Source organism: Sphingomonas sp. GW821-FHT04B01, from assembly GCF_059420425.1.
Genome location: NZ_JBWKTR010000001.1, coordinates 694,391 through 713,001, shown reverse-complemented (window position 1 = coordinate 713,001; position 18,611 = coordinate 694,391). Strand labels below are relative to the sequence as shown.

The 18,611-nt window shown below is 66.2% G+C and carries 19 protein-coding genes; 11 read left to right on the top strand and 8 right to left on the bottom strand.

The window, feature by feature from the left end:
• The first annotated feature begins 24 nt into the window (after positions 1-24).
• The 3 genes from AC07UH_RS03395 to AC07UH_RS03385 all read left to right on the top strand — a co-directional run bounded on the left by AC07UH_RS03395 (position 25) and on the right by AC07UH_RS03385 (position 2,202).
• The gene (locus AC07UH_RS03395) at positions 25-549 is read left to right on the top strand and encodes a hypothetical protein (RefSeq protein WP_495179341.1); all 525 of its coding nucleotides are present in this window, start codon (positions 25-27) and stop codon (positions 547-549) included.
• Between the two features lie 438 nt (positions 550-987).
• On the top strand, positions 988-1,602 hold the full coding sequence (locus AC07UH_RS03390; protein WP_495179342.1) for a hypothetical protein: 615 nt from the start codon (positions 988-990) through the stop codon (positions 1,600-1,602).
• A 54-nt stretch (positions 1,603-1,656) separates the two neighbouring features.
• The gene (locus AC07UH_RS03385; protein WP_495179343.1) at positions 1,657-2,202 is read left to right on the top strand and encodes a GNAT family N-acetyltransferase; all 546 of its coding nucleotides are present in this window, start codon (positions 1,657-1,659) and stop codon (positions 2,200-2,202) included.
• On the opposite strand, the gene AC07UH_RS03380 is transcribed toward AC07UH_RS03385, so the two are convergent.
• Together AC07UH_RS03380 and AC07UH_RS03375 are read right to left on the bottom strand one after the other, a co-directional pair.
• Complete coding sequence (locus tag AC07UH_RS03380) at positions 2,177-2,626, bottom strand: DUF2501 domain-containing protein (RefSeq protein ID WP_495179344.1); 450 nt, start codon at positions 2,624-2,626, stop codon at positions 2,177-2,179. The two genes, AC07UH_RS03385 and AC07UH_RS03380, sit on opposite strands and share 26 nt — an antisense overlap.
• Before the next feature lie 106 nt (positions 2,627-2,732).
• Positions 2,733-4,253 (bottom strand): fumarate hydratase, encoded by a 1,521-nt coding sequence (locus tag AC07UH_RS03375; RefSeq protein ID WP_495179345.1) that lies wholly within the window; start codon positions 4,251-4,253, stop codon positions 2,733-2,735.
• A 509-nt stretch (positions 4,254-4,762) separates the two neighbouring features.
• Here AC07UH_RS03375 and AC07UH_RS03370 point away from each other — a divergent pair.
• The 3 genes from AC07UH_RS03370 (at position 4,763) to AC07UH_RS03360 (ending at position 10,706) form a co-directional block, all read left to right on the top strand.
• Positions 4,763-7,414 (top strand): EAL domain-containing protein, encoded by a 2,652-nt coding sequence (locus tag AC07UH_RS03370; RefSeq protein WP_495179346.1) that lies wholly within the window; start codon positions 4,763-4,765, stop codon positions 7,412-7,414.
• A gap of 707 nt (positions 7,415-8,121) precedes the next feature.
• Positions 8,122-10,068 (top strand): ribonucleoside-diphosphate reductase subunit alpha, encoded by a 1,947-nt coding sequence (locus AC07UH_RS03365; protein ID WP_038663568.1) that lies wholly within the window; start codon positions 8,122-8,124, stop codon positions 10,066-10,068.
• A gap of 236 nt (positions 10,069-10,304) precedes the next feature.
• Positions 10,305-10,706 (top strand): endonuclease domain-containing protein, encoded by a 402-nt coding sequence (locus AC07UH_RS03360; RefSeq protein WP_495189856.1) that lies wholly within the window; start codon positions 10,305-10,307, stop codon positions 10,704-10,706.
• A 74-nt stretch (positions 10,707-10,780) separates the two neighbouring features.
• Here the strand turns inward: AC07UH_RS03360 and AC07UH_RS03355 are convergent, their stop codons facing one another.
• A complete protein-coding gene (locus tag AC07UH_RS03355) occupies positions 10,781-11,032 on the bottom strand; it encodes a DUF2171 domain-containing protein (protein ID WP_037531986.1) in 252 nt (83 codons plus the stop codon).
• 86 nt (positions 11,033-11,118) lie between these two features.
• On the opposite strand from AC07UH_RS03355, the gene AC07UH_RS03350 reads away from it, so the two are divergent.
• The 4 genes from AC07UH_RS03350 to AC07UH_RS03335 all read left to right on the top strand — a co-directional run bounded on the left by AC07UH_RS03350 (position 11,119) and on the right by AC07UH_RS03335 (position 14,208).
• Positions 11,119-11,319 carry a hypothetical protein gene (locus AC07UH_RS03350; RefSeq protein WP_038663575.1) on the top strand — a complete coding sequence of 67 codons (201 nt, stop codon included), beginning with the start codon at positions 11,119-11,121 and terminating at the stop codon, positions 11,317-11,319.
• Between the two features lie 49 nt (positions 11,320-11,368).
• The gene (locus AC07UH_RS03345) at positions 11,369-12,427 is read left to right on the top strand and encodes a ribonucleotide-diphosphate reductase subunit beta (protein ID WP_038663577.1); all 1,059 of its coding nucleotides are present in this window, start codon (positions 11,369-11,371) and stop codon (positions 12,425-12,427) included.
• Entirely contained in the window at positions 12,424-13,884 is a 1,461-nt protein-coding gene (locus tag AC07UH_RS03340) for a DUF8370 family protein (protein WP_495179348.1), read from the top strand. The genes AC07UH_RS03345 and AC07UH_RS03340 overlap by 4 nt, the downstream gene beginning before the upstream one ends.
• A 129-nt stretch (positions 13,885-14,013) precedes the next feature.
• Positions 14,014-14,208 (top strand): hypothetical protein, encoded by a 195-nt coding sequence (locus AC07UH_RS03335; protein WP_495179349.1) that lies wholly within the window; start codon positions 14,014-14,016, stop codon positions 14,206-14,208.
• Between the two features lie 296 nt (positions 14,209-14,504).
• Here AC07UH_RS03335 and AC07UH_RS03330 read toward each other — a convergent pair whose 3' ends face one another.
• The 5 genes from AC07UH_RS03330 to AC07UH_RS03310 form a co-directional block, all read right to left on the bottom strand.
• A complete protein-coding gene (locus tag AC07UH_RS03330; protein ID WP_495189855.1) occupies positions 14,505-14,828 on the bottom strand; it encodes an HNH endonuclease family protein in 324 nt (107 codons plus the stop codon).
• Between the two features lie 117 nt (positions 14,829-14,945).
• The gene (locus AC07UH_RS03325; RefSeq protein WP_038663583.1) at positions 14,946-15,599 is read right to left on the bottom strand and encodes an outer membrane protein; all 654 of its coding nucleotides are present in this window, start codon (positions 15,597-15,599) and stop codon (positions 14,946-14,948) included.
• Positions 15,600-15,854: 255 nt separating this feature from the next.
• Positions 15,855-16,085 carry a hypothetical protein gene (locus AC07UH_RS03320; RefSeq protein ID WP_495179351.1) on the bottom strand — a complete coding sequence of 77 codons (231 nt, stop codon included), beginning with the start codon at positions 16,083-16,085 and terminating at the stop codon, positions 15,855-15,857.
• 88 nt (positions 16,086-16,173) lie between these two features.
• The gene (locus tag AC07UH_RS03315) at positions 16,174-16,521 is read right to left on the bottom strand and encodes a hypothetical protein (RefSeq protein ID WP_038663589.1); all 348 of its coding nucleotides are present in this window, start codon (positions 16,519-16,521) and stop codon (positions 16,174-16,176) included.
• A gap of 60 nt (positions 16,522-16,581) precedes the next feature.
• The gene (locus AC07UH_RS03310; protein WP_495179352.1) at positions 16,582-17,862 is read right to left on the bottom strand and encodes a multidrug effflux MFS transporter; all 1,281 of its coding nucleotides are present in this window, start codon (positions 17,860-17,862) and stop codon (positions 16,582-16,584) included.
• Between the two features lie 103 nt (positions 17,863-17,965).
• Here AC07UH_RS03310 and AC07UH_RS03305 point away from each other — a divergent pair, with 103 nt between their 5' ends.
• Positions 17,966-18,451, top strand: coding sequence for a hypothetical protein (locus AC07UH_RS03305; protein ID WP_495179353.1), 486 nt, complete (start codon positions 17,966-17,968; stop codon positions 18,449-18,451).
• The last annotated feature ends 160 nt before the right edge of the window (positions 18,452-18,611 follow it).

Sequence of the window (18,611 nt, the reverse complement as noted above, 5' to 3'; positions counted from 1 at the left end):
CGCCCTTCCCGCATAAGCCGCCCGATGCGCATCCTTTCCGCCACCGCCCTGCTGCTCGCCGCGAGCGCCTGCGTGCCCCAGCCGGTGGCACCGCCCGCCCCTGCGCCCAAGCCGGTGGTGGCGCTGCCCGCGCCGCCGGTCACCGCCGCGCCGCGCGGTGCCGACTGGCGCGACTGGCCGCTGACCCCGGGCGACTGGACCTGGCAGCGCGACACGCGCGGCAGCATCGCGCGCTTCGCCCCCGCCGGCGGCCCCGCACGCCTTGCGCTGCGCTGCGACCGCGACCGGCGCCAGATCATCCTGTCGGTCGACGGCAGCACCGCGACCACCCTTACCATACGCACCACCAGCATCGCACGCGCGCTCCCGGTCCAGCCGAACGGCGGCAATCCGCCGTCGCTCGCCGCGACGCTGGCGGCCAATGACGGCCTGCTCGATGCGATGGGGTTCAGTCGCGGCCGTTTCGTGATCGAGCGGCCGGGCGCTCCGACGCTGGTCGTGCCGGCCTGGGCGGAGATCGAGCGGGTGACCGAGGACTGCCGCGGCTGACGCGGCGGCGAGGGTCGGAATCGTCGCGTAAAATCCCCTGCATTACAAGACTTGTTTCCACCGCGGCGCATGTGCACATTGCAGCTGTGGCCGGGTCCGGTCACATGGCTATCAACAAGCGAAAGGAGGTGATCCGATGTCTCATGGTTCAGCAGTGAGTTCGGTTCGGTTCGTTCGGGGGACCGGCTTCTGACGTCCGTTTGAATCGTGTCGGGGGGTATCCTCCCCCAATCAACGGCACGACGAGGATGAACGAGGTCCCATGGTTTCCCGGGCTGGAGCTCTCCGGCCGCTGACCATGTTTGGAGGGTGTCGGGCTGCCGGGAGGCGCACGGCACCCTCTTCTCACATCTGGGGCAGGGCGCATTGGCCCAGCGTGCCGTGGCCGCACTTCCGCTTTGACTCGCCGGCGTCCGAAGATAGGTTCCTTCCGGACAGATGATCGGGAGGGACGGGATGTCGCCTGGAGTTCGCATTGGAATCGTCGCGCTCGCCGTCGCGCTGATTGCGCTGCTCGGCTGGCGGATCGATAGCCGCCATCCGGTCGTGCCCTCCCCGCCGGACACGACGCCCGTCCGCGTGATCCCCGCCAGCCCGATGCCGCCGTCCGCGACGACGGCACCGACCGCCCCGCCGGCTTCGCCCACGCCGCAGCCGATCGCCGCCGCCTCATCGTCACCGCAAGATGACCCGATCGCCGCCAACCTCCCGCCGCTGGACAGCGACCCGCGGGAGTTGCACGCCCGGTTTCGGGCCGAAGCACGCGATGCGGGCTGGGCAGGACGCCGGGAAACCGAATTGCGCCGCGCCTTCGCCGATATCCCGAACATCGGCAGCGACCCCCTCACCGTCCGCTGCGCGACGACGGTCTGCGAAGTCTCCGGCACCTATCCGCCGGGCCTGCCGCCCGACGCGGACCGCGGAGTGATGAGCGGCCTGCAAGGCCGGCAGCTATCGGATCGCGCCCGAGCTTTGGGGCTCGACCAGGCCGCGTCCTCGTTCAGCTCGGTGCGCGACCGGCCGAGCTTCCTGATCTTCTTCCGCCGCCGATAACGCCGTTCGCGCACCGATCGACCGCATCGGCGCGCACGGCTCTATAACGGGATCATGGCTACGATCATCCGCCCCTATGCCGCGCCGGACAGGGACAGGATCCCGGCGCTGATCCTGCCGATCCAGCAGGTCGAGTTCGGGATGCCCATCACCGCGGACGATCAGCCGGACCTGCTGGCGATCGACACTTACTATCAGACCGGCGCGGGCGGGTTCTGGGTGGCGGAGCGCGACGACGAGATCGTCGGCACGATCGGCCTCAAGGACATCGCCAAACGCAACGGCGCGCTGCGCAAGTTGTTCGTCGCCGCGCATGCCCGCGGTCGCGAGCTTGGCGTCGCCGTCGGGCTGCTCGATGCGCTGGTACAGCATGCCCGGCAAAACGGGATGCAGAACGTCTTTCTCGGTACCGCGCGGGATTTCCACAGCGCGCACCGTTTCTACAAGAAGAACGGCTTTCGGGAGATATCGCGTATGGGCCTGCCGGTGAATTTCCCGGTGATGATGGTGGACCGCAAGTTCTTCCAGCTCGCGATCCCGCAGTCGCCGACGACCACCGGCGGCCGCAGCCGGGTCAAAGGAACGCCTTTGCCCGGTTGAGCACCAGATTGCACACCTGGTTCTTCACCTGCCCGCGCAGCCCGTCGAGCGACAGCGCCTGCCCGCCCGGCGCCTGTACCTGCCCCGCCTGGCCCGCCGCATAGCCCGGCTGGCTCTGCACGTCCTTCTGTCCGGTCAGCCGTCCGAGCACACCCGCCGCGCCCGACGCGCCGCCACCGGTGCCGAGCAACCGGTTCTTGACGCAATAGCCGAGCAGCCCGGCGGCATTGCCCGCGCCGATCGACCCGATCCGCGGCAGCGCCCCGGCCCCGCCGCCGCCGCCGAGCAGGCTCTGCGCCTGCCCCAGCCAACCGCCGGCCTGCGACGTACCGGTGGCGGCGCCGGTCTGCGGTGCCGGATCGGCGGTCTGCGCGCTCGCCAGCGTCGGCGCGAGGATCAGCACGGCGGCAAGGATCGTCTTCATGGCAGGGCTCCCATCGTCATGATGGCCAACCAACCACCCGCCGCCGACGCCGTTCCACCGCCGCCCGCGGCACTGGCTCGGCCCGTCCCGCTGCTGACGCCTCCGCTCAGGCCGGCGTCAGCAGCCCCTCGCGTGCGATCTTCTCGCGCCACACCAGAGGCGCGAGCTGATGGACGTTCTGCCCCGCGCTGTCGACCGCGACGGTGACCGGGAAGTCGCTGACCTCGAATTCGTAGATCGCCTCCATGCCGAGATCCTCGAAGCCGACCACCTTCGACCCCTTGATCGCCCGCGCGACGAGATACGCCGCACCGCCGACCGCCATCAGATAGGCGCTCTTCGCCTCGGCGATCGCCTCGGTCGCCGCCGGGCCGCGCTCGGCCTTGCCGACCATCGCGAGCAGCCCCTGGTCGAGCATCATGCGAGTGAACTTGTCCATCCGCGTCGCCGTCGTCGGCCCCGCCGGCCCGACGACCTCCTCGCCGACCGGATCGACCGGCCCGACATAATAGATCACGCGCCCGCGGAAATCGACCGGCAGCGGCTCGCCCTTGGCCAGCATGTCGGCGATCCGCTTGTGCGCGGCGTCGCGCCCGGTCAGCATCTTGCCGTTGAGCAGCAGCCGGTCGCCATGCTTCCACTGCGCCACCACCTCGGGCGTCAGCGTGTCGAGATCGACGCGGATCGCGGCGCTGTCCGGCTGCCAGTCGACCTGCGGCCAGTCACTGAGCTTCGGCGCCTCGAGATAGGACGGGCCGCTGCCGTCGAGCGTGAAATGCGCGTGGCGCGTCGCGGCGCAATTGGGGATCATCGCCACCGGCTTGGACGCGGCATGCGTCGGCCAGTCGAGGATCTTGACGTCGAGGATCGTCGACAGCCCGCCCAGCCCCTGCGCACCGATGCCGAGCGCATTGACCTTGTCCATCAGCTCGATGCGCAGCGCCTCGATATCGTTCTTCGGCCCGCGCGCCTTGAGCTGCCCCATGTCGATCGCACCCATCAGCGATTGCTTGGCGAGCAGCATCGCCTTTTCGGCGGTGCCGCCGATGCCGATGCCCAGCATCCCCGGCGGGCACCAGCCCGCGCCCATCTGCGGGATCATCTCCAGCACCCAGTCGACGATGCTGTCGCTCGGGTTCATCATCTTGAACTTCGACTTGTTCTCCGACCCGCCACCCTTGGCCGCGACGTCGACCGACACGCGCGACCCCGGCACCATCTCGACGTGGAGCACCGAAGGCGTGTTGTCGCGCGTGTTGCGCCGGGTGAACGCCGGATCGGCGAGGATCGAGGCGCGCAGCTTGTTCTCCGGGTGCAAGTACGCCCGCCGCACGCCCTCGTCGATCACCTCCTGCAACGACAGGTCGCTGTCGAGCCGGCAATCCTGCCCCCATTTGACGAAGACGGTGACGATGCCGGTGTCCTGGCAGATCGGCCGATGCCCCTCGGCGCACATTCGGCTGTTGGTCAGGATCTGCGCGATCGCGTCCTTCGCCGCCGGGCTCCGCTCGGCCTGATAGGCCTCGCCGAGCGCGCGGATGTAATCCATCGGATGATAGTAACTGATGAATTGCAGCGCATCGGCGACGCTGTCGATCAGGTCGGTGGCGCGGATGGTCGTGGTCACGGGGCGGGCTCCTTCGCGCCCGCCTTAAAGCCCGGAAGGATGGCCGCCAAGGCACGTTTCGGACCGGAGCCGGTGTCGTCCCCGGCACTTGCCGAGCGTTCTGCGAAACCCCGCCATGTCGCCCCCCGCCAGTGTTCCCGCGAAGGCGGGAACCCAGAGCCAAGCAAAACGACGTCTCGTGGCGTACACGACCCTGGGCTCCCGCCTGCGCGGGAGCACTGCACATGCCTGACGTACCCCAGCGGAGGCGGGAGGTCCGCGAGACCCCGCGATGTCGCCCCCCTCAGTGTTCCCGCAAAGGCGGGAATCCAGAGCCAAGCAAAACAACGTCTCGTGGCGTACGTGACCCTGGGCTCCCGCCTGCGCGGGAGCACTGCCGATGCCTGACGTACCCCAAAAAAAACCGCGCGCCCACGCCTCTCCCCGAAGGTGACGAACACCAGCACCGCGACCCAAAAACCCCCGTGATCGCAAAGCTTTCTCAACCATCACACGTTATTTTGCGCGTCATGCCCCTGCCCTCCCCCACGCCCGATCAGATCCCCGCCGTCCCGGTGCTGCGCCTGCTCGGTCTCGGCGGCGAGCAGAGCGACCATGAGGCGCAGATGCACGCCGGCCATCTCGCGCACGTCCGGACGATCTGGCCGTTCGCGCTCGCCGCGCAGGGAATCGCCAGCGCGGTGCTGATCGGCGCGGCGCTGGGCGACGTCGCCACCAACGGCGCGCCGGTCGGCATCGTCGTCGCCATCGTCGCGCTGCTGCTGCCCTCGCTCGCCGCCTATGCGCTGCTCGCGGCGTCGCGGCCGCGCGGCTGGCCGCCGCACGTCCGCACCCGCGGTCTGGTGGCGAGCGCCACCGTCGCCGCCGCCGCCCTGCTCTGGCTGCTCTGGGCGTCGACGCGGCTGCCGATCAGCCCGGTCCAGCTCGGCTGCTTCGTCGGCCTCGCCGGCGCGATCGGCATGACCAGCATCGCCCTCCACCCGGTCCGCGCCGCGACGCTCGGCTTCGGCGCCGGGCTGGTGCTGATGCTCGCGCTCCTGTCCGACAGCGTGCTGCCGGCACTGGTCGCGCTCGCCTTCCTCGTCTGCCTCGGCGTCGCCACCGCGCGGCTCGCCCGGCTCGACGGCCTCGCGGTGCAGCGCCGCGTCTCCGCCGCGCGCGAGGGCAGCCTCGCGGTCAAGATGATCGCCGAATTCGAAGGCCATGGCACCGGCTGGTTCTGGGAGGCCGACCGCCAGGGCCGCATCACCTATCTCTCCGCCAAGGTCGCCGCGGCGCTCGCCCCGCCCTATCGCGATCCCGGCGGCTGCCTGCTCACCGACGTGTTCCGGATGGACAGTGCCTCGCCGGGCACCGAACGCACCCTCGCCTTCCACATCTCGTCGCGCACCTCGTTCGCCGATTATACCGTCTGCGCGACCGGCAGCACCGACGGCACCGAGCCCGACCGCTGGTGGTCGATCTCGGGCCGGCCGGTGATCGACGATCTCGGCCGCTTCCAGGGCTTCATCGGCTCGGGCAGCGACCTCACCGAGAAGCGCAAGTCCGATGCCGAGATCACCCGCCTCGCGCTGTTCGACGGCCTCACCGGCCTCGCCAACCGCCAGCGCATGCGCCAGAGCCTCGAAAAGACGCTGCAACCGCAGGGCGGCGTGCTGCGCCCCGCCTCGCTGTTCCTGATGGACCTCGACCGGTTCAAGGCGGTCAACGACACGCTCGGCCATCAGGCCGGCGATGCCTTGCTCAAGCAGGTCGCGCAGCGGCTCGAACGCGTCGTCGGCGCGGTCGGGCTGGTCGGCCGGCTGGGCGGCGACGAATTCAAGGTGCTGCTGCCCGCGATCGACCATCGCGATACGTTGACGACGCTCGCCCGGGAGCTGATCGCCGCGCTGTCGCAGCCCTATTTCATCGCCGGCGCGACGGTGACGATCGGCTGTTCGATCGGCATCGCCATCGCCCCCCAGCACGGCGACAATGCCGAGGAGCTGGTCCGCAACGCCGATCTCGCGCTCTATGCCGCCAAGGCCGACGGCCGCGGCGTCCACCGCTTCTTCTCCGAGGAGATGCTGTCGGGCGCGAAGAGCCGCAAGGCGCTGGAGGACGACATGCGCGCCGCGCTGGCGGAAGGCGGCTTCCACCTCCATTATCAACCCGTGGTCTCGACCGCGACCGAGGAAATCACCGGCTATGAGGCGCTGCTGCGCTGGCAGCATCCGGTGCGCGGCCGCATCTCGCCCGCAGACTTCATCCCGGTGGCGGAGGAATGCGGGCTGATCGAGGCGCTCGGCGAATGGGTGCTGCGCACCGCTTGCGACGCCGCCGCGCGCTGGCCGCGCGCGGTGCGCGTCGCGGTCAACGTCTCGCCGATCCAGTTCGCCAACCCCGCCTTCCCCGCGATCGTCACCTCGGCGCTGGCGCGCAGCGGCCTGCCCGCGTCGCGGCTCGAGCTGGAGATCACCGAGGGCGTGTTCCTCGACGAATCCGGCGCGACCGATGCGATGTTCCGGTCGCTGAAGGCGCTCGGCGTCCGCCTCGCGCTCGACGATTTCGGCACCGGCTATTCCAGCCTCGGCTATCTGCGCACCGCGCCGTTCGACAAGATCAAGATCGACCAGAGCTTCGTCCGCGGCGCCGCGCAGCCGGGCAACCGCAATGCGGCGATCATCCGCGCCATCGTCACGCTCGCCGATACGCTCGCCATGGAGACGACTGCCGAAGGCGTCGAGATCCAGGACGAGATCGAGCTCGTCCGCACCCTGGGCTGCAGCCATATCCAAGGCTTCGTCTACGGCGCCGGCATCGCCGATGCGGAGGTGATCGTGCAGCTCGGCGGCGCGGTGCAGGCCGCGCCGGTCGGCCACAAGGTCAGCCGCACGCCGCGCACCAAGATGCTGCGCTCGGCGCGGCTCGCGATCGGCCGCACGCAGGGCGACGTGCGCATCCGCAACATCTCCGCGAGCGGCGCGATGATCGACGGCGTCGCGATCGACGACGAAGCGGTCGGGCTCGACGTGCTGATCGAGCTGGTCGAGGACCAGATGTTCGCCGCCCGCGTCGCCTGGGCGCAGGACGGCAAGGCGGGGCTGCATTTCGCCGAGAATTTCAACCTCGACCGGCTCCAGCAGGCACAGCCCGGCCGCGTCGCCCGCCGCGCGACCTAGTCCCGATCGACCTTCATCGTCGTAACGTAACTCCTCCCCCTGGCGGGCAGGGCTATCTCATATGGCTAGCTGATAAGGCTCGATTGGTTTCCTCACGAGATTCGTCACCCCGGACTCGTTCCGGGGTCCACCGGGCCGCAAGAGGACGGTACAGAACCAAGCCTTTCTCCTCGCCGCGGGGTGGACCCCGGAACAAGTCCGGGGTGACGGGGTGGGTTTGGCACACGACGGACTTACAGAAATCTTCATATGCGATAGCCCTGCCCCGGCGGGGGAGGATTTTGACGGAATGTCGGTCCCACCCTAGTCCCGTCCTACCCGCTAGGCGCGTGATTCATGTCCGGATTCGCCGCGACTAAAAATTTTCGTTCCCGCATCGTTCCCTTGCGCTTTCCGTAACCCGCGGAAGTCCGCGCGTCGTGCGGCATCGTCCGCTGCCGGGGTGCACCGGCGGGGCGGAACCGGCCTCGCTCCGCCGCATTACCCCCTTGCCTGCCGCGTCGGTTTGCCACAACTTGTGGGGGTTGAGTTCGGGGGCGGACCCAATTGCTGGTAGAGAACACCGTCGATCCCCATATCGGGCATCGGCACCGGGCAAGCCGCGTAGTCGCGATGTGCTCATTTTGTTCTCTTCCTCGGGCCGCCTTGGTGGTAGCATGAGAATGCACCGCCGATTCGAACACTTAGAGAACGAAGGATCGGTTTCGATGGATTTCAGGGACACGCAGGGTGAAGCAATGACCAGCGACACGATCGAAGCACCGGCCGGCGAAGCCACCACCGATGCGGCACGCGCCACCACCGCCTCCCCCGCAACCGAGGCGGTCGGCACCGGCAGCAAGGCGGTCCGCGCCCGCCCCTATCCGGTCGAGGTCGACCATAGCCGCGACGCGCTGCTCACCGACTTCGGCAAGGAGACGCTGAACGACCGCTATCTGCTGCCGGGCGAGAGCTATCAGGACCTCTTCGTCCGCGTCGCCTCGGCCTATGCCGACGATGCCGCGCACGCGCAGCGCCTGTACGATTATATCTCGAAGCTGTGGTTCATGCCGGCGACGCCGGTGCTGTCCAACGGCGGCACCGGGCGCGGCCTGCCGATCAGCTGCTATCTCAATTCGGTCCCCGACAGCCTCAACGGCATCGTCGACACCTGGAACGAGAACGTCTGGCTCGCCTCGCGCGGCGGCGGCATCGGCACCTATTGGGGCAACGTCCGCGGCATCGGCGAGCCGGTCGGCCTCAACGGCAAGACCAGCGGCATCATCCCCTTCGTCCGCGTGATGGACAGCCTGACGCTCGCGATCTCGCAGGGTTCGCTGCGCCGCGGCTCGGCCGCCTGCTATCTCGACATCAGCCATCCGGAGATCGAGGAATTCCTCGAGATCCGCAAACCCTCGGGCGATTTCAACCGCAAGGCGCTCAACCTGCACCATGGCGTGCTGCTCACCGATGCCTTCATGGAGGCGGTGCGCAACGGCGAGGAATGGCATCTGCGCAGCCCCAAGGATCAGACGATCCGCCAGACGGTGGATGCGCGCTCGCTGTTCCAGAAGCTGGTCGAGACCCGCCTGCAGACCGGCGAGCCCTATATCGTCTTCGCCGACCACGTGAATTCCAACATGCCCAAGCATCATCGCGAGCTGGGCCTCAAGGTGTCGACTTCGAACCTGTGCAGCGAGATCACGCTGCCGACCGGCGTCGACCATCTCGGCAACGACCGCACCGCGGTCTGCTGCCTGTCGAGCCTCAACCTCGAGACATGGGACCAGTGGAAGGACGAGAAGGGCTTCATCGAGGACGTGATGCGCTTCCTCGACAACGTCCTGCAGGATTATATCGACCGCCACGAGCCGGGCATGGAGCGCGCCGCCTATAGCGCGGGCCGCGAACGCTCGGTCGGGCTCGGCGTGATGGGCTTCCATTCCTTCCTCCAGGCGCGCGGCCTGCCGTTCGAGGGGGCGATGGCCAAGTCGTGGAACCTGCGGATGTTCAAGCACATCAAGGGCCAGGCGGACGAAGCCTCGATGCAGCTCGCGATCGAGCGCGGCCCCTGCCCCGACGCCGCCGACACCGGCGCGATGGAGCGGTTCAGCTGCAAGATGGCGATCGCGCCGACCGCGTCGATCAGCATCATCTGCGGCGGCACCAGCGCGTGCATCGAGCCGATCCCGGCCAACATCTACACGCACAAGACGCTGTCGGGCAGCTTCTCGGTCAAGAACCCCTATCTCGAAAAGCTGCTCAACGAGAAGTCGAAGAACAGCGATGCGGTGTGGAACTCGATCCTCGAGCACGGCGGGTCGGTCCAGCATCTCGACTTCCTCTCGGTGGAGGAGAAGGACTGCTACAAGACCAGCTTCGAGATCGACCAGCGCTGGCTGCTCGAACTCGCCGGGGACCGCACGCCCTATATCGACCAAGCGCAGTCGCTGAACCTGTTCATCCCCGCCGACGTCGAGAAGTGGGACCTGCTGATGCTCCACTTCCGGGCGTGGGAGCTCGGCATAAAGTCGCTCTATTACTTGCGCTCCAAGTCGGTGCAGCGCGCCGGGTTCGCCGGATCGGGCGGGGTCGAGGCGGACAATACGATCGCCGCGCCCAAGTTCGAGATCGGCGAGACGACCGACTATGACGAATGTCTGGCGTGCCAGTGAGGTAGCGGGGCGGCGCTCGTCACGAGCTTGACGGCGGACATGGACCAAAGATGACGCTTCCCCCTCACCCTTCCGCGCCTTCGGCGCTCCCTCCAGCGTCGGGTCGGCCATGCTCCCAGCATGGCCTAGACAGCGCGGGGCGCTGTCTACCCGACGCTCCCACAAGGGGAGAGGGAACAGAGGCTCAAGCTCCCTCTCCCCTTGTGGGAGAGGGAAGGGGCCCGCGGCCGCAGGCCGTGGGAAGGGTGAGGGGGAATGCGCACGGCCTGACCAAACGCCAACAGCTCCCCGCCCTCACCGTCACCCGATCGCGGAAGCTCCGCAAGGAGATGGGCGAACCGGAGTTGCGGTTATGGCAAGCCCTGCGCGAAGCCTTCCCGACCCTGCGCTTCCGCCGTCAGGTCCCCTTCGGCCCCTATCACGCCGACTTCACCGCTCACGCCCTGCACCTGATCGTCGAAGTCGACGGCGACGACCACGCCACCAAGATCAAGCGCGACGCCACCCGCACCCGCTTCCTCCAGACCGAAGGCTACCACGTGATCCGCTTCACCAATGCCGATGTGATGGAAGCCCGCGACGGCGTCGTGCAGACGATCGCGGCGATCGTCGCCGACAAGCAAAAGGGCCGCCCATGATGGACGGCCCCCTCACCCTCCCACGGCCCGCGGCCGCGGAGCACCTCCCCCACAAGGGGAGAGGCGTTAGCGGATCACTCCGCCTCTTCGAACATGTCCACCGCATTGGCGGCGGTGGCCGACAGCCGCACCGTATCGCCCTCGATCTCGGCGACGAGGCCGGCGGGCAGGTAATGATGCTTGCCGCCCTGCCCGTCCTCGGTGCTCGGCGAATCGTTCTTGGTGAGCTTGATGCGCTCGCCCTCGACGTGGTCGACGGTGCCGACGTGGACGCCGTCGGCGCCGATGACGGTCATATGCTCTTTGATGTTGCTGTGATCGTGCATGACAAAGCTCCTGCAAGGGGTTCGGCGGTCCAACGACCCGCCCCGCAATTGGATGCATCGCGCGTCCCTGCCCGAGCCGCGCCCTGATGCCGCTGCAGAGCCTCGTCATGTTCGCGGTCGCCGCGGTGTTCGGCCTCGGCGGCGCGTGGATGCTGTTCGAGCTGCGCCGCCCGCAGGGGCCGGCGCGCGTCTACGTCTACCGCATGGCCGGCATCATGGCCGTCTCCCTCGCCATCGTCCTCGCCTTTTCGGCGCATGCGATGTGGCAATGGAGCGGCCAGCCCTAACCTCTTTCGCCCGATATCCTATTTACGAAGATCCCACGGAGTAGTCCCCATGTCCCTCCTCGAAGCCCGCAAGCAGTACAAGCCGTTCGAATACCCCTGGGCGTTCGAATTCTGGAAGCGTCAGCAGCAGCTCCACTGGCTCCCCGAAGAGGTGCCGCTGGGCGAGGATTGCCGCGACTGGGCGCAGAAGCTGACCGACCACGAGCGCAACCTGCTCACCCAGATCTTCCGCTTCTTCACCCAGGCCGACGTCGAGGTGCAGGATTGCTACCACGAGAAATACGGCCGCGTGTTCAAGCCGACCGAGGTCAAGATGATGCTGACCGCGTTCAGCAACATGGAGACGGTGCATATCGCCGCCTACAGCCATCTGCTCGACACGATCGGCATGCCCGAGAGCGAATATGGCGCCTTCCTCGAATATGCCGAGATGAAGGAAAAGCATGACTACATGCAGAATTTCGGCGTCGAGAACGACGAGGACATCGCCCGCACGCTCGCCATGTTCGGCGGCTTCACCGAGGGCGTGCAGCTCTTCGCCAGCTTCGCGATGCTGATGAACTTCCCGCGCTTCAACAAGATGAAGGGCATGGGCCAGATCGTCACCTGGTCGATCCGCGACGAGAGCCTGCATTGCGAGGGCATCATCAAGATGTTCCACACCTTCTGCCACGAGCGCCAGTGCCTGACCAAGGCAGTGAAGGACGATATCGCCGACGTCTGCCAGACGACGATCCGGCTCGAGGACAATTTCATCGACCTCGCGTTCGAGATGGGCCCGGTCAACGGCATGACGCCTAAGGAGATCAAGAAGTACATCCGCTACATCGCCGACTGGCGGATGGGGCAGCTCGGCCTCAAGCCGATCTACATGATCGACGAACACCCGCTGCCGTGGCTGGCGCCGATGCTGAACGGCGTCGAGCACGCCAATTTCTTCGAACAGCGCGCGACCGAATATTCGAAGGCCGCGACCAAGGGCCAGTGGAACGACGTCTGGGATTCGTTCGACAAGCGCCAGAAGGCCAAGATCGGCCGCCCGGCGAACGAGGATGCGGGCGAGGCCAGCGGCGACATGTTCTCGCAGGCTGGGGTTGCGGCGGAGTGAAACAAAGCGGTATCAAGCCTCATCTTTTCAGTAAGCACTTCGGCGTTAGCCCGTCAGTGTTAGCAGCCGCCGGCGTCTTTGACCCAACGCTCAACATTGACACAAAATTGTTTCCTGATCCGATTTTGCTTGATGCCAGCGTTCATTCTGAGATGCAGGAAGCGCGAACGACATTCGATAATTATTTCGAACAGGTTAGACGCCTCCTCCTGCATAGCAACGGCAACAAAGACCACGCCGCTTGGAAGGCGGCGTTTCAAAGACTTTCATTTCCTGAAATACAAGGCACATGTTTAGGCTACGGCTCAGGCTCCATTTCGGGATCGGGTTCCGGACCAAAAATGACAGGAAGGCTAGCCGTAACTGGCCTTCAGGTCGCACAGATGGGCATTGATGATCCCGACTTGTTCATGGCGGTTGGTTTATTTGAAGAGGATTTTGGGCCAGACATGATTGGTGACATGTTCACCAACGTATGCTTTGGAGAAATCGCAAAATTCAATTTACGAATATATAGTGCTATTAATGTTCCAACAGAACACTTCAGCATTATGCTAAAAAATGGCCTTCGATATGAAGGCCATTTTGCTGTTAACCCCTTGTTTAAAAACCGCCGCATTCCGGTTATTCTTATGCCCCTTGACGTTTTGCGGGAACTTCCCGTAGCATTAGATTGGGCGGGCATTCAAACTGTCAGCGAAGATAACAAACGCTTTCGAGACAGCTTAAATTCTACCGTATCCAGCTTGTGGTCTAGAAAGACTTTAGAAAGCAAATCACATCTTAGACAGTGGGCAATTTCTGGCAAAGAGGCATTTGGCGACCTGCTGGACATGATTCATGGCATGGATGGAAAGCCATATGATTTTGTCAATGATAGACTAGGTGAGTTTGTCTGGAGAACGTTTGCTGACCGGCTTGTCACGCAACACCCTTTTCCTATCCAGAAGCCGTTAGTCAATAACGCTGCTTCAACGATAGATATTGTTGACAAGATCGTATCTCAATTTCGACACTTAGTTGAAAATAGAGACCTATGGCGCGAGTTCCATACGGAAAATGGCCAGCCACGCGTCGAAAAGGCGGCACAACGCTTGTTCTATATGACCGCTCTGTCATATTGCGAAGCTAATAATCTTGATATTACCCCCGAAGCAGATACCGGGCGCGGGCCGGTCGACTTCAAATTTTCGACCGGCGCCAACGATCGAGTTTTAGTCGAACTAAAACTATCAAAGAATCCGAAAATGCTACAGGGCTATACAAAGCAAATCCAAATATACAATTCCGCCGAGAAAGCCGCTGCAAGCAAATATATTGTTTTAGACGTAGGTGGAATGGGCAAAAGATTTCAGCAAGTCGAAGCTGCCCGTTTAACACAAATCGCCGCTCTAGGTTCGGCTCCAGAACTTATCCTAATCAACGCAAAAATCCGCGCTTCAGCTAGTAAAGCATAGTCTCGCGCCTTAACCACCATTGTCTCGTTCCACGCAAAATCCCAGCTCGCTGACCAACGTCAAGCCTGCGCGCCGCTCTTAACCCTGTTGCGCAACACGGCGTCAAGGCGTCGCCGCTAGGGAGCTGTTGTGCTCCCCACCCCGCGTATCTTCCGCAGCCGCTGGGCGGCGCTGCTCTGGGCCGGGGGGATCGTCTGGGCGGCGGTCGATTATGCCGGCTCGGCATCGAACAGCGCCGACGGCAATGCTGCGATCACCGATGCGTCGGGAGACGTCGCCAATGCCGCCGACCTCGCCACCGTCGCCAACCTCATCGGCGAGTGAGTCGCGCGCGCCGCCGCGCCACAATAGGATCGCGATCCCCCGGCCTCCGTCCGTAACGCCGCCAAGCCATTGAACGCATGGCGATCCGCCCGCAGCGCCGATCCGCGCTGTCCTACACGCATCGCCGCCGGCTAGGCTCCCGTCCTCGCCGCTCGTCAACGACGGGCGACGCGACGCTCTTTGCAATGGGTTCAGAAGTCGAAACGATGGAAGGCGATCGTTTCCATTAAGGTGTCCATCTTGTCCACGTTCGGCGTCCAACCGCCTGACCGGACACGATATGCCGTCCAACAGCCTCAGCGGCTGCGGCGGGTCGGCGCGTGGAAGTCGGCGGGCTTGTCGGCCACCCAGGCGACGAAGCGCGCGATCCCCGGATGCGCGGCAAGCGCCGCCGGATCGGCATAGGTCCGCGCCAGCTCGGCATTGGGGATCAGCGCATGGACGGTGCGGTGACAGATCGGATGGACCGCGGCGGTGACGCGCCCGCCTTCGGATTTGGGGACGAGGTGATGCCATTCCACCTTCACGCCCAGCGCCCGCCCACAGATCGGGCAGGGTGGCGGCGGCGCCTCGCGCGCGGCGCGTGCCTCGGCCTCCGCCAGCCCCGCCCTGCGCTTCACTCGTCCGACCATGCTGCCGATATAGGCAGCGGCCGAGCGGCAACCACCGGCGCCACAACGAAAAAGGGCGGGCCTGCCGTAGCAGACCCGCCCCGTTCGAACCGTTCTGACGAACGATTAGAAGTGTGCGACCACACCCGCCATCGGGCGGAAGCTGTGCGCGTCGTCGAAGGTCGAAACCTCCATACGCAGGCGCAGACCCGAATTGCCGGTCAGGCCGCCGAGGCCGATGTCCTTCGGGCCGACTTCGGCGCCGATGCCATAGACGGTCGCGTGATAGTCGCGGTTCAGGTCGCCGGCGACGCCCGGAGCGAACTTGTCGAAGTTGTTCCAGCGGTAGCCGACCTTGCCGTAGAACAGGCCGCTGTCGCCGGCGCGGAAGCCGAAGCGGCCATAGGCGCCATACTGCCAGTCGATGTCACCCGACACGCCCTTGGCGACCGCACCCTCGGCGCCGACGAACACCGGGCCGAGCGGCACGTTGAAGCCGACGATGCCTTCGACCAGCGCGCCGTCGAGGTTATAGCCCTTGGGCTGCGCGGGGATGCCGGCGACGGCCTGGCGGTCGAACTGCTCCCAGCCGCCCATCACGGCGACATACGGCTCGATGCCGAAAGCGCGCGTGCCGTCCGGAGCCTTGGGCGCGGTGTCGACCTGCGCGTCGGTGGCGACGGTGGTGTCGGTCGTGCCGGTGGTCGACATGTCCTGCGCGAAGGCGGGGACGGCGAAGGACGCTGCCGCAACGGCGGCCGCGAGGGCGAGCTTACGCATATGAATGTACCTTGTGTTGCCTCAACTCGGGCGACGACACCGCAGCGTCGTGCAACCCAGGTCCGTCCAAACTGCGATTTTGGACCTTTGTTGCACCGCGACGGCACTTTTGCCCGGAACGTCCGCCGCTGTGGCTTTCGCGCCACACTTCCTGTCACCCGGATGAACGAACCCACGGCAATCGGTGCGTCCGGGTCTGCGCGAGGTCGACGACGGCTCGCGCCGATCATATCGCCGGTGCGAAGGCGGGCGCGATCAGGGCGCGCGCGGGGCCAGCTTGCGCAGCGACGCGCTCGGCATCGGCGACGGCCGTGCCGCGGTCCGCACGGCGCGATGGCCGCTGCCGGCGGCGTAATTGGCGATGTCGGATTGCGCCCGCGATGCCGCCGCTTCGACGTTGACGGCGGCGTCCGTCGATTGGCTCGCCGGGCGCGAGCAGGCGGCCAAACTCATCGCCCCCAGCAGGGGCAGCAGCAGGATACGCATAACGGGTCCGATTACACAGGGGCAGCGCAAACGCCGCCCCGTCGGCATCGTTCCCCGGCACGGGCCAGGCGAACGATGCCGACCCGGATCAGGGGCGCAGCGCCACGGCGTCGGCGTCGTCCAGATCGTCGTCCTCGTCCGACGTCGTGCCGGCATCGAAATCGTCTTGGGCGTCGTCCTCGTCGATATCCGCCTCGTCCATGTCGACGGTCGGATCGCTCTCGCCGACCTCTTCCGAATCCATGTCGAGCTCGTCGATCGGCTCGTCTTCCTCGTCGTCGTCGCCGAGGTCGGGGTTGAGGTCGGTCAGCACCAGCCCGTCGCTGGGGCCGTTGCGCGTCGCCTCCAGGATCTCGGCGCGCTGGCTCTCGTCATAGCCCTCTTCGTCATAGCCGTCGTCGCCCGAGCCATGGCCCGTGACCTGATGTCCACCCATCGAAACCTCCTCGTGTTACCCGGTGCGAACGGCGGGGAGGCGGCGGCGGTTCCGCGGCCGTCAGGCGGCGCGGAACAACCGGCCGCGTTCGGTGACCGCCACGACGCCCAGCGCGACGACGCCGCAGATCAGGAAGCCGGCGGCGAGCGGCGCGGTGCTGCCGTCGAACGCTTGGCCGATTACCACGCCGATCACCGCGCCGAAGGTGACGCTGGTGAAGCCCTGGACGCTGGAGGCGGTGCCGGCGATCCCGCCCATATTTTCCATCGCCATCGACGAGAAATTGGAGGTGGCGAGCCCGAAACAGCCCATCGTCAGCGCCTGGAGGATGACGAAGCCGACCAAAGTCTCATAGCCGGCGAGCGCGACGGCGAGGTGGATCGTGCTCAGCACGACCAGCCCGATCACCGCGCTGTGGCTGATCAGCCGCGTGCCGAGCCGCATCACCAGCCGCGCGTTGGTCAGATTGGCGCCCGCCATCAGCGCCGCGGTGACGGCGAACATCACCGCGAGCAGCTGTGGGTGCTTGAACGTATCGAACATGATCTGCTGGACGGAATTGAGATAGCCGTAGAGCGCGCCCATCAGCGAGGTCGAGGCGAGCGTATAGCCGAGCGACCAGCGATCGCTCAGCGTCTGCTTCCAGCCGCCGGCGACGCGCCGCACCGACAGCGGCTGCTGCGCATCGGCGTGGAGCGTCTCGGGCATGCGCACGAAGAACCACGTCCAGATCACCAGGCTCAGCCCGGCGACGACCCAGAAGATGCCGCGCCAATTGGCGAACAGCAGCACCGTCTGGCCGAAGGCGGGGGCGAGCACGGGGACGATCATGAACACCATGAAGGCGATCGACATCACCCGCGCCATCGGCCGGCCGTGGTAGCAGTCGCGGACCATCGCGACGGTGGCGACGCGGGTCGCGGCGACCATCGCCCCGCCGAACACGCGCGCGGCGAGCAGCAGCACGAAGCTCGCCGACACGGCGCAGGCGATGTTGGCGATGACATAGCCGCCGATCGCCCACAGCAGCACCGTCCGCCGCCCGAACCGGTCGGCGAGCGGCCCATGCGCGAGCTGCGCGATGCCGAAGCCGAGCACGAAGGCGGTGACGATGAACTGGCGCTGGTTCTCGGTGGCGATGCCCAGCGACCGCCCGATCGCCGGCAGCGCGGGCAGCATCGAATCGATGCCGAGCGCGGCGAGCGACATCAGCGCCGCGACGAGGGCGACGAACTCGACGAAGCCGATCGGCGCGCCCGCCGGCTCGCCGGCGACATGAGGGGCAGGAGCAGGGGCAGCGCCGTCGAGCGCCGGCGCGGAAGTGGGGATGGAACGGGTCACGATGCCGCCTCCCCTACCCGCAAGCGGCGGCCATCGGAACCCTGCTTGATCGCCGCGGCGCGACGCCCTACGTGTATTGCCCGATCAACACACGAGGGCTGCCATGACCCGCCTGCTGCTTTGTACCGCCCTGCTCGCGATGCCGCTCACCGCCTGCGACCGTTCGGGCGAGGGCACGTCGGTGTCGATCAACGCCGACGGCGGCAACGTCCTCGGCGCGGTCGACGCCAAATCGGGTCAGGTGAAGATCGCCGTCCCCGGCTTCTCGGGCCAGATCAAGCTGCCCAGGATCCAGCTCGACGCCGACAATTTCGACCTCAACGGCGTCCACCTCTATCCCGGCTCGACGATCGACAAGCTCGACGTCGCCGGCAAGGACGAGGCGGGCAGCCTGCGCGTCCGCTTCACCAGCCCCGCCCCCGCCGATCAGGTCCGCGGCTGGTTCCAGGACCGGCTCGGCAAGGCCGGCTTCACGCTCAGGCAGACCGGCGCCGGCCTCACCGGCACCACCGACGACCACCAGCCCTTCCGCCTCGACCTAGCCGACGACCGCGGGAAGGCGAAGGGCACGATCACGGTTGGAAGCTGACGCTTCAATCTACCCTCGCACAGCGATCGGGAGCGTTAAACAGGTCGAGCCCTCTGCAAAAGCCACCACCACCGATAAATCAACGCAGTGCTCCTGCGAAAGCAGGAGCCCAGAGCCAAGCAAAGCAACGCCTCATGGCGTTCGGGACTCCTGGGCTCCT

Excerpts from the sequence above, each read along its gene's own strand:
- AC07UH_RS03395 (WP_495179341.1), top strand. The coding sequence starts at position 25 with ATGCGCATCCTTTCCGCCACCGCCCTGCTGCTCGCCGCGAGCGCCTGC.
- AC07UH_RS03390 (WP_495179342.1), top strand. The coding sequence starts at position 988 with ATGATCGGGAGGGACGGGATGTCGCCTGGAGTTCGCATTGGAATCGTC.
- AC07UH_RS03385 (WP_495179343.1), top strand. The coding sequence starts at position 1,657 with ATGGCTACGATCATCCGCCCCTATGCCGCGCCGGACAGGGACAGGATC.
- AC07UH_RS03380 (WP_495179344.1), bottom strand. The coding sequence starts at position 2,626 with ATGAAGACGATCCTTGCCGCCGTGCTGATCCTCGCGCCGACGCTGGCG.
- AC07UH_RS03370 (WP_495179346.1), top strand. The coding sequence starts at position 4,763 with ATGCCCCTGCCCTCCCCCACGCCCGATCAGATCCCCGCCGTCCCGGTG.
- AC07UH_RS03365 (WP_038663568.1), top strand. The coding sequence starts at position 8,122 with ATGGATTTCAGGGACACGCAGGGTGAAGCAATGACCAGCGACACGATC.
- AC07UH_RS03355 (WP_037531986.1), bottom strand. The coding sequence starts at position 11,032 with ATGCACGATCACAGCAACATCAAAGAGCATATGACCGTCATCGGCGCC.
- AC07UH_RS03350 (WP_038663575.1), top strand. The coding sequence starts at position 11,119 with ATGCCGCTGCAGAGCCTCGTCATGTTCGCGGTCGCCGCGGTGTTCGGC.
- AC07UH_RS03345 (WP_038663577.1), top strand. The coding sequence starts at position 11,369 with ATGTCCCTCCTCGAAGCCCGCAAGCAGTACAAGCCGTTCGAATACCCC.
- AC07UH_RS03325 (WP_038663583.1), bottom strand. The coding sequence starts at position 15,599 with ATGCGTAAGCTCGCCCTCGCGGCCGCCGTTGCGGCAGCGTCCTTCGCC.
- AC07UH_RS03320 (WP_495179351.1), bottom strand. The coding sequence starts at position 16,085 with ATGCGTATCCTGCTGCTGCCCCTGCTGGGGGCGATGAGTTTGGCCGCC.
- AC07UH_RS03315 (WP_038663589.1), bottom strand. The coding sequence starts at position 16,521 with ATGGGTGGACATCAGGTCACGGGCCATGGCTCGGGCGACGACGGCTAT.
- AC07UH_RS03305 (WP_495179353.1), top strand. The coding sequence starts at position 17,966 with ATGACCCGCCTGCTGCTTTGTACCGCCCTGCTCGCGATGCCGCTCACC.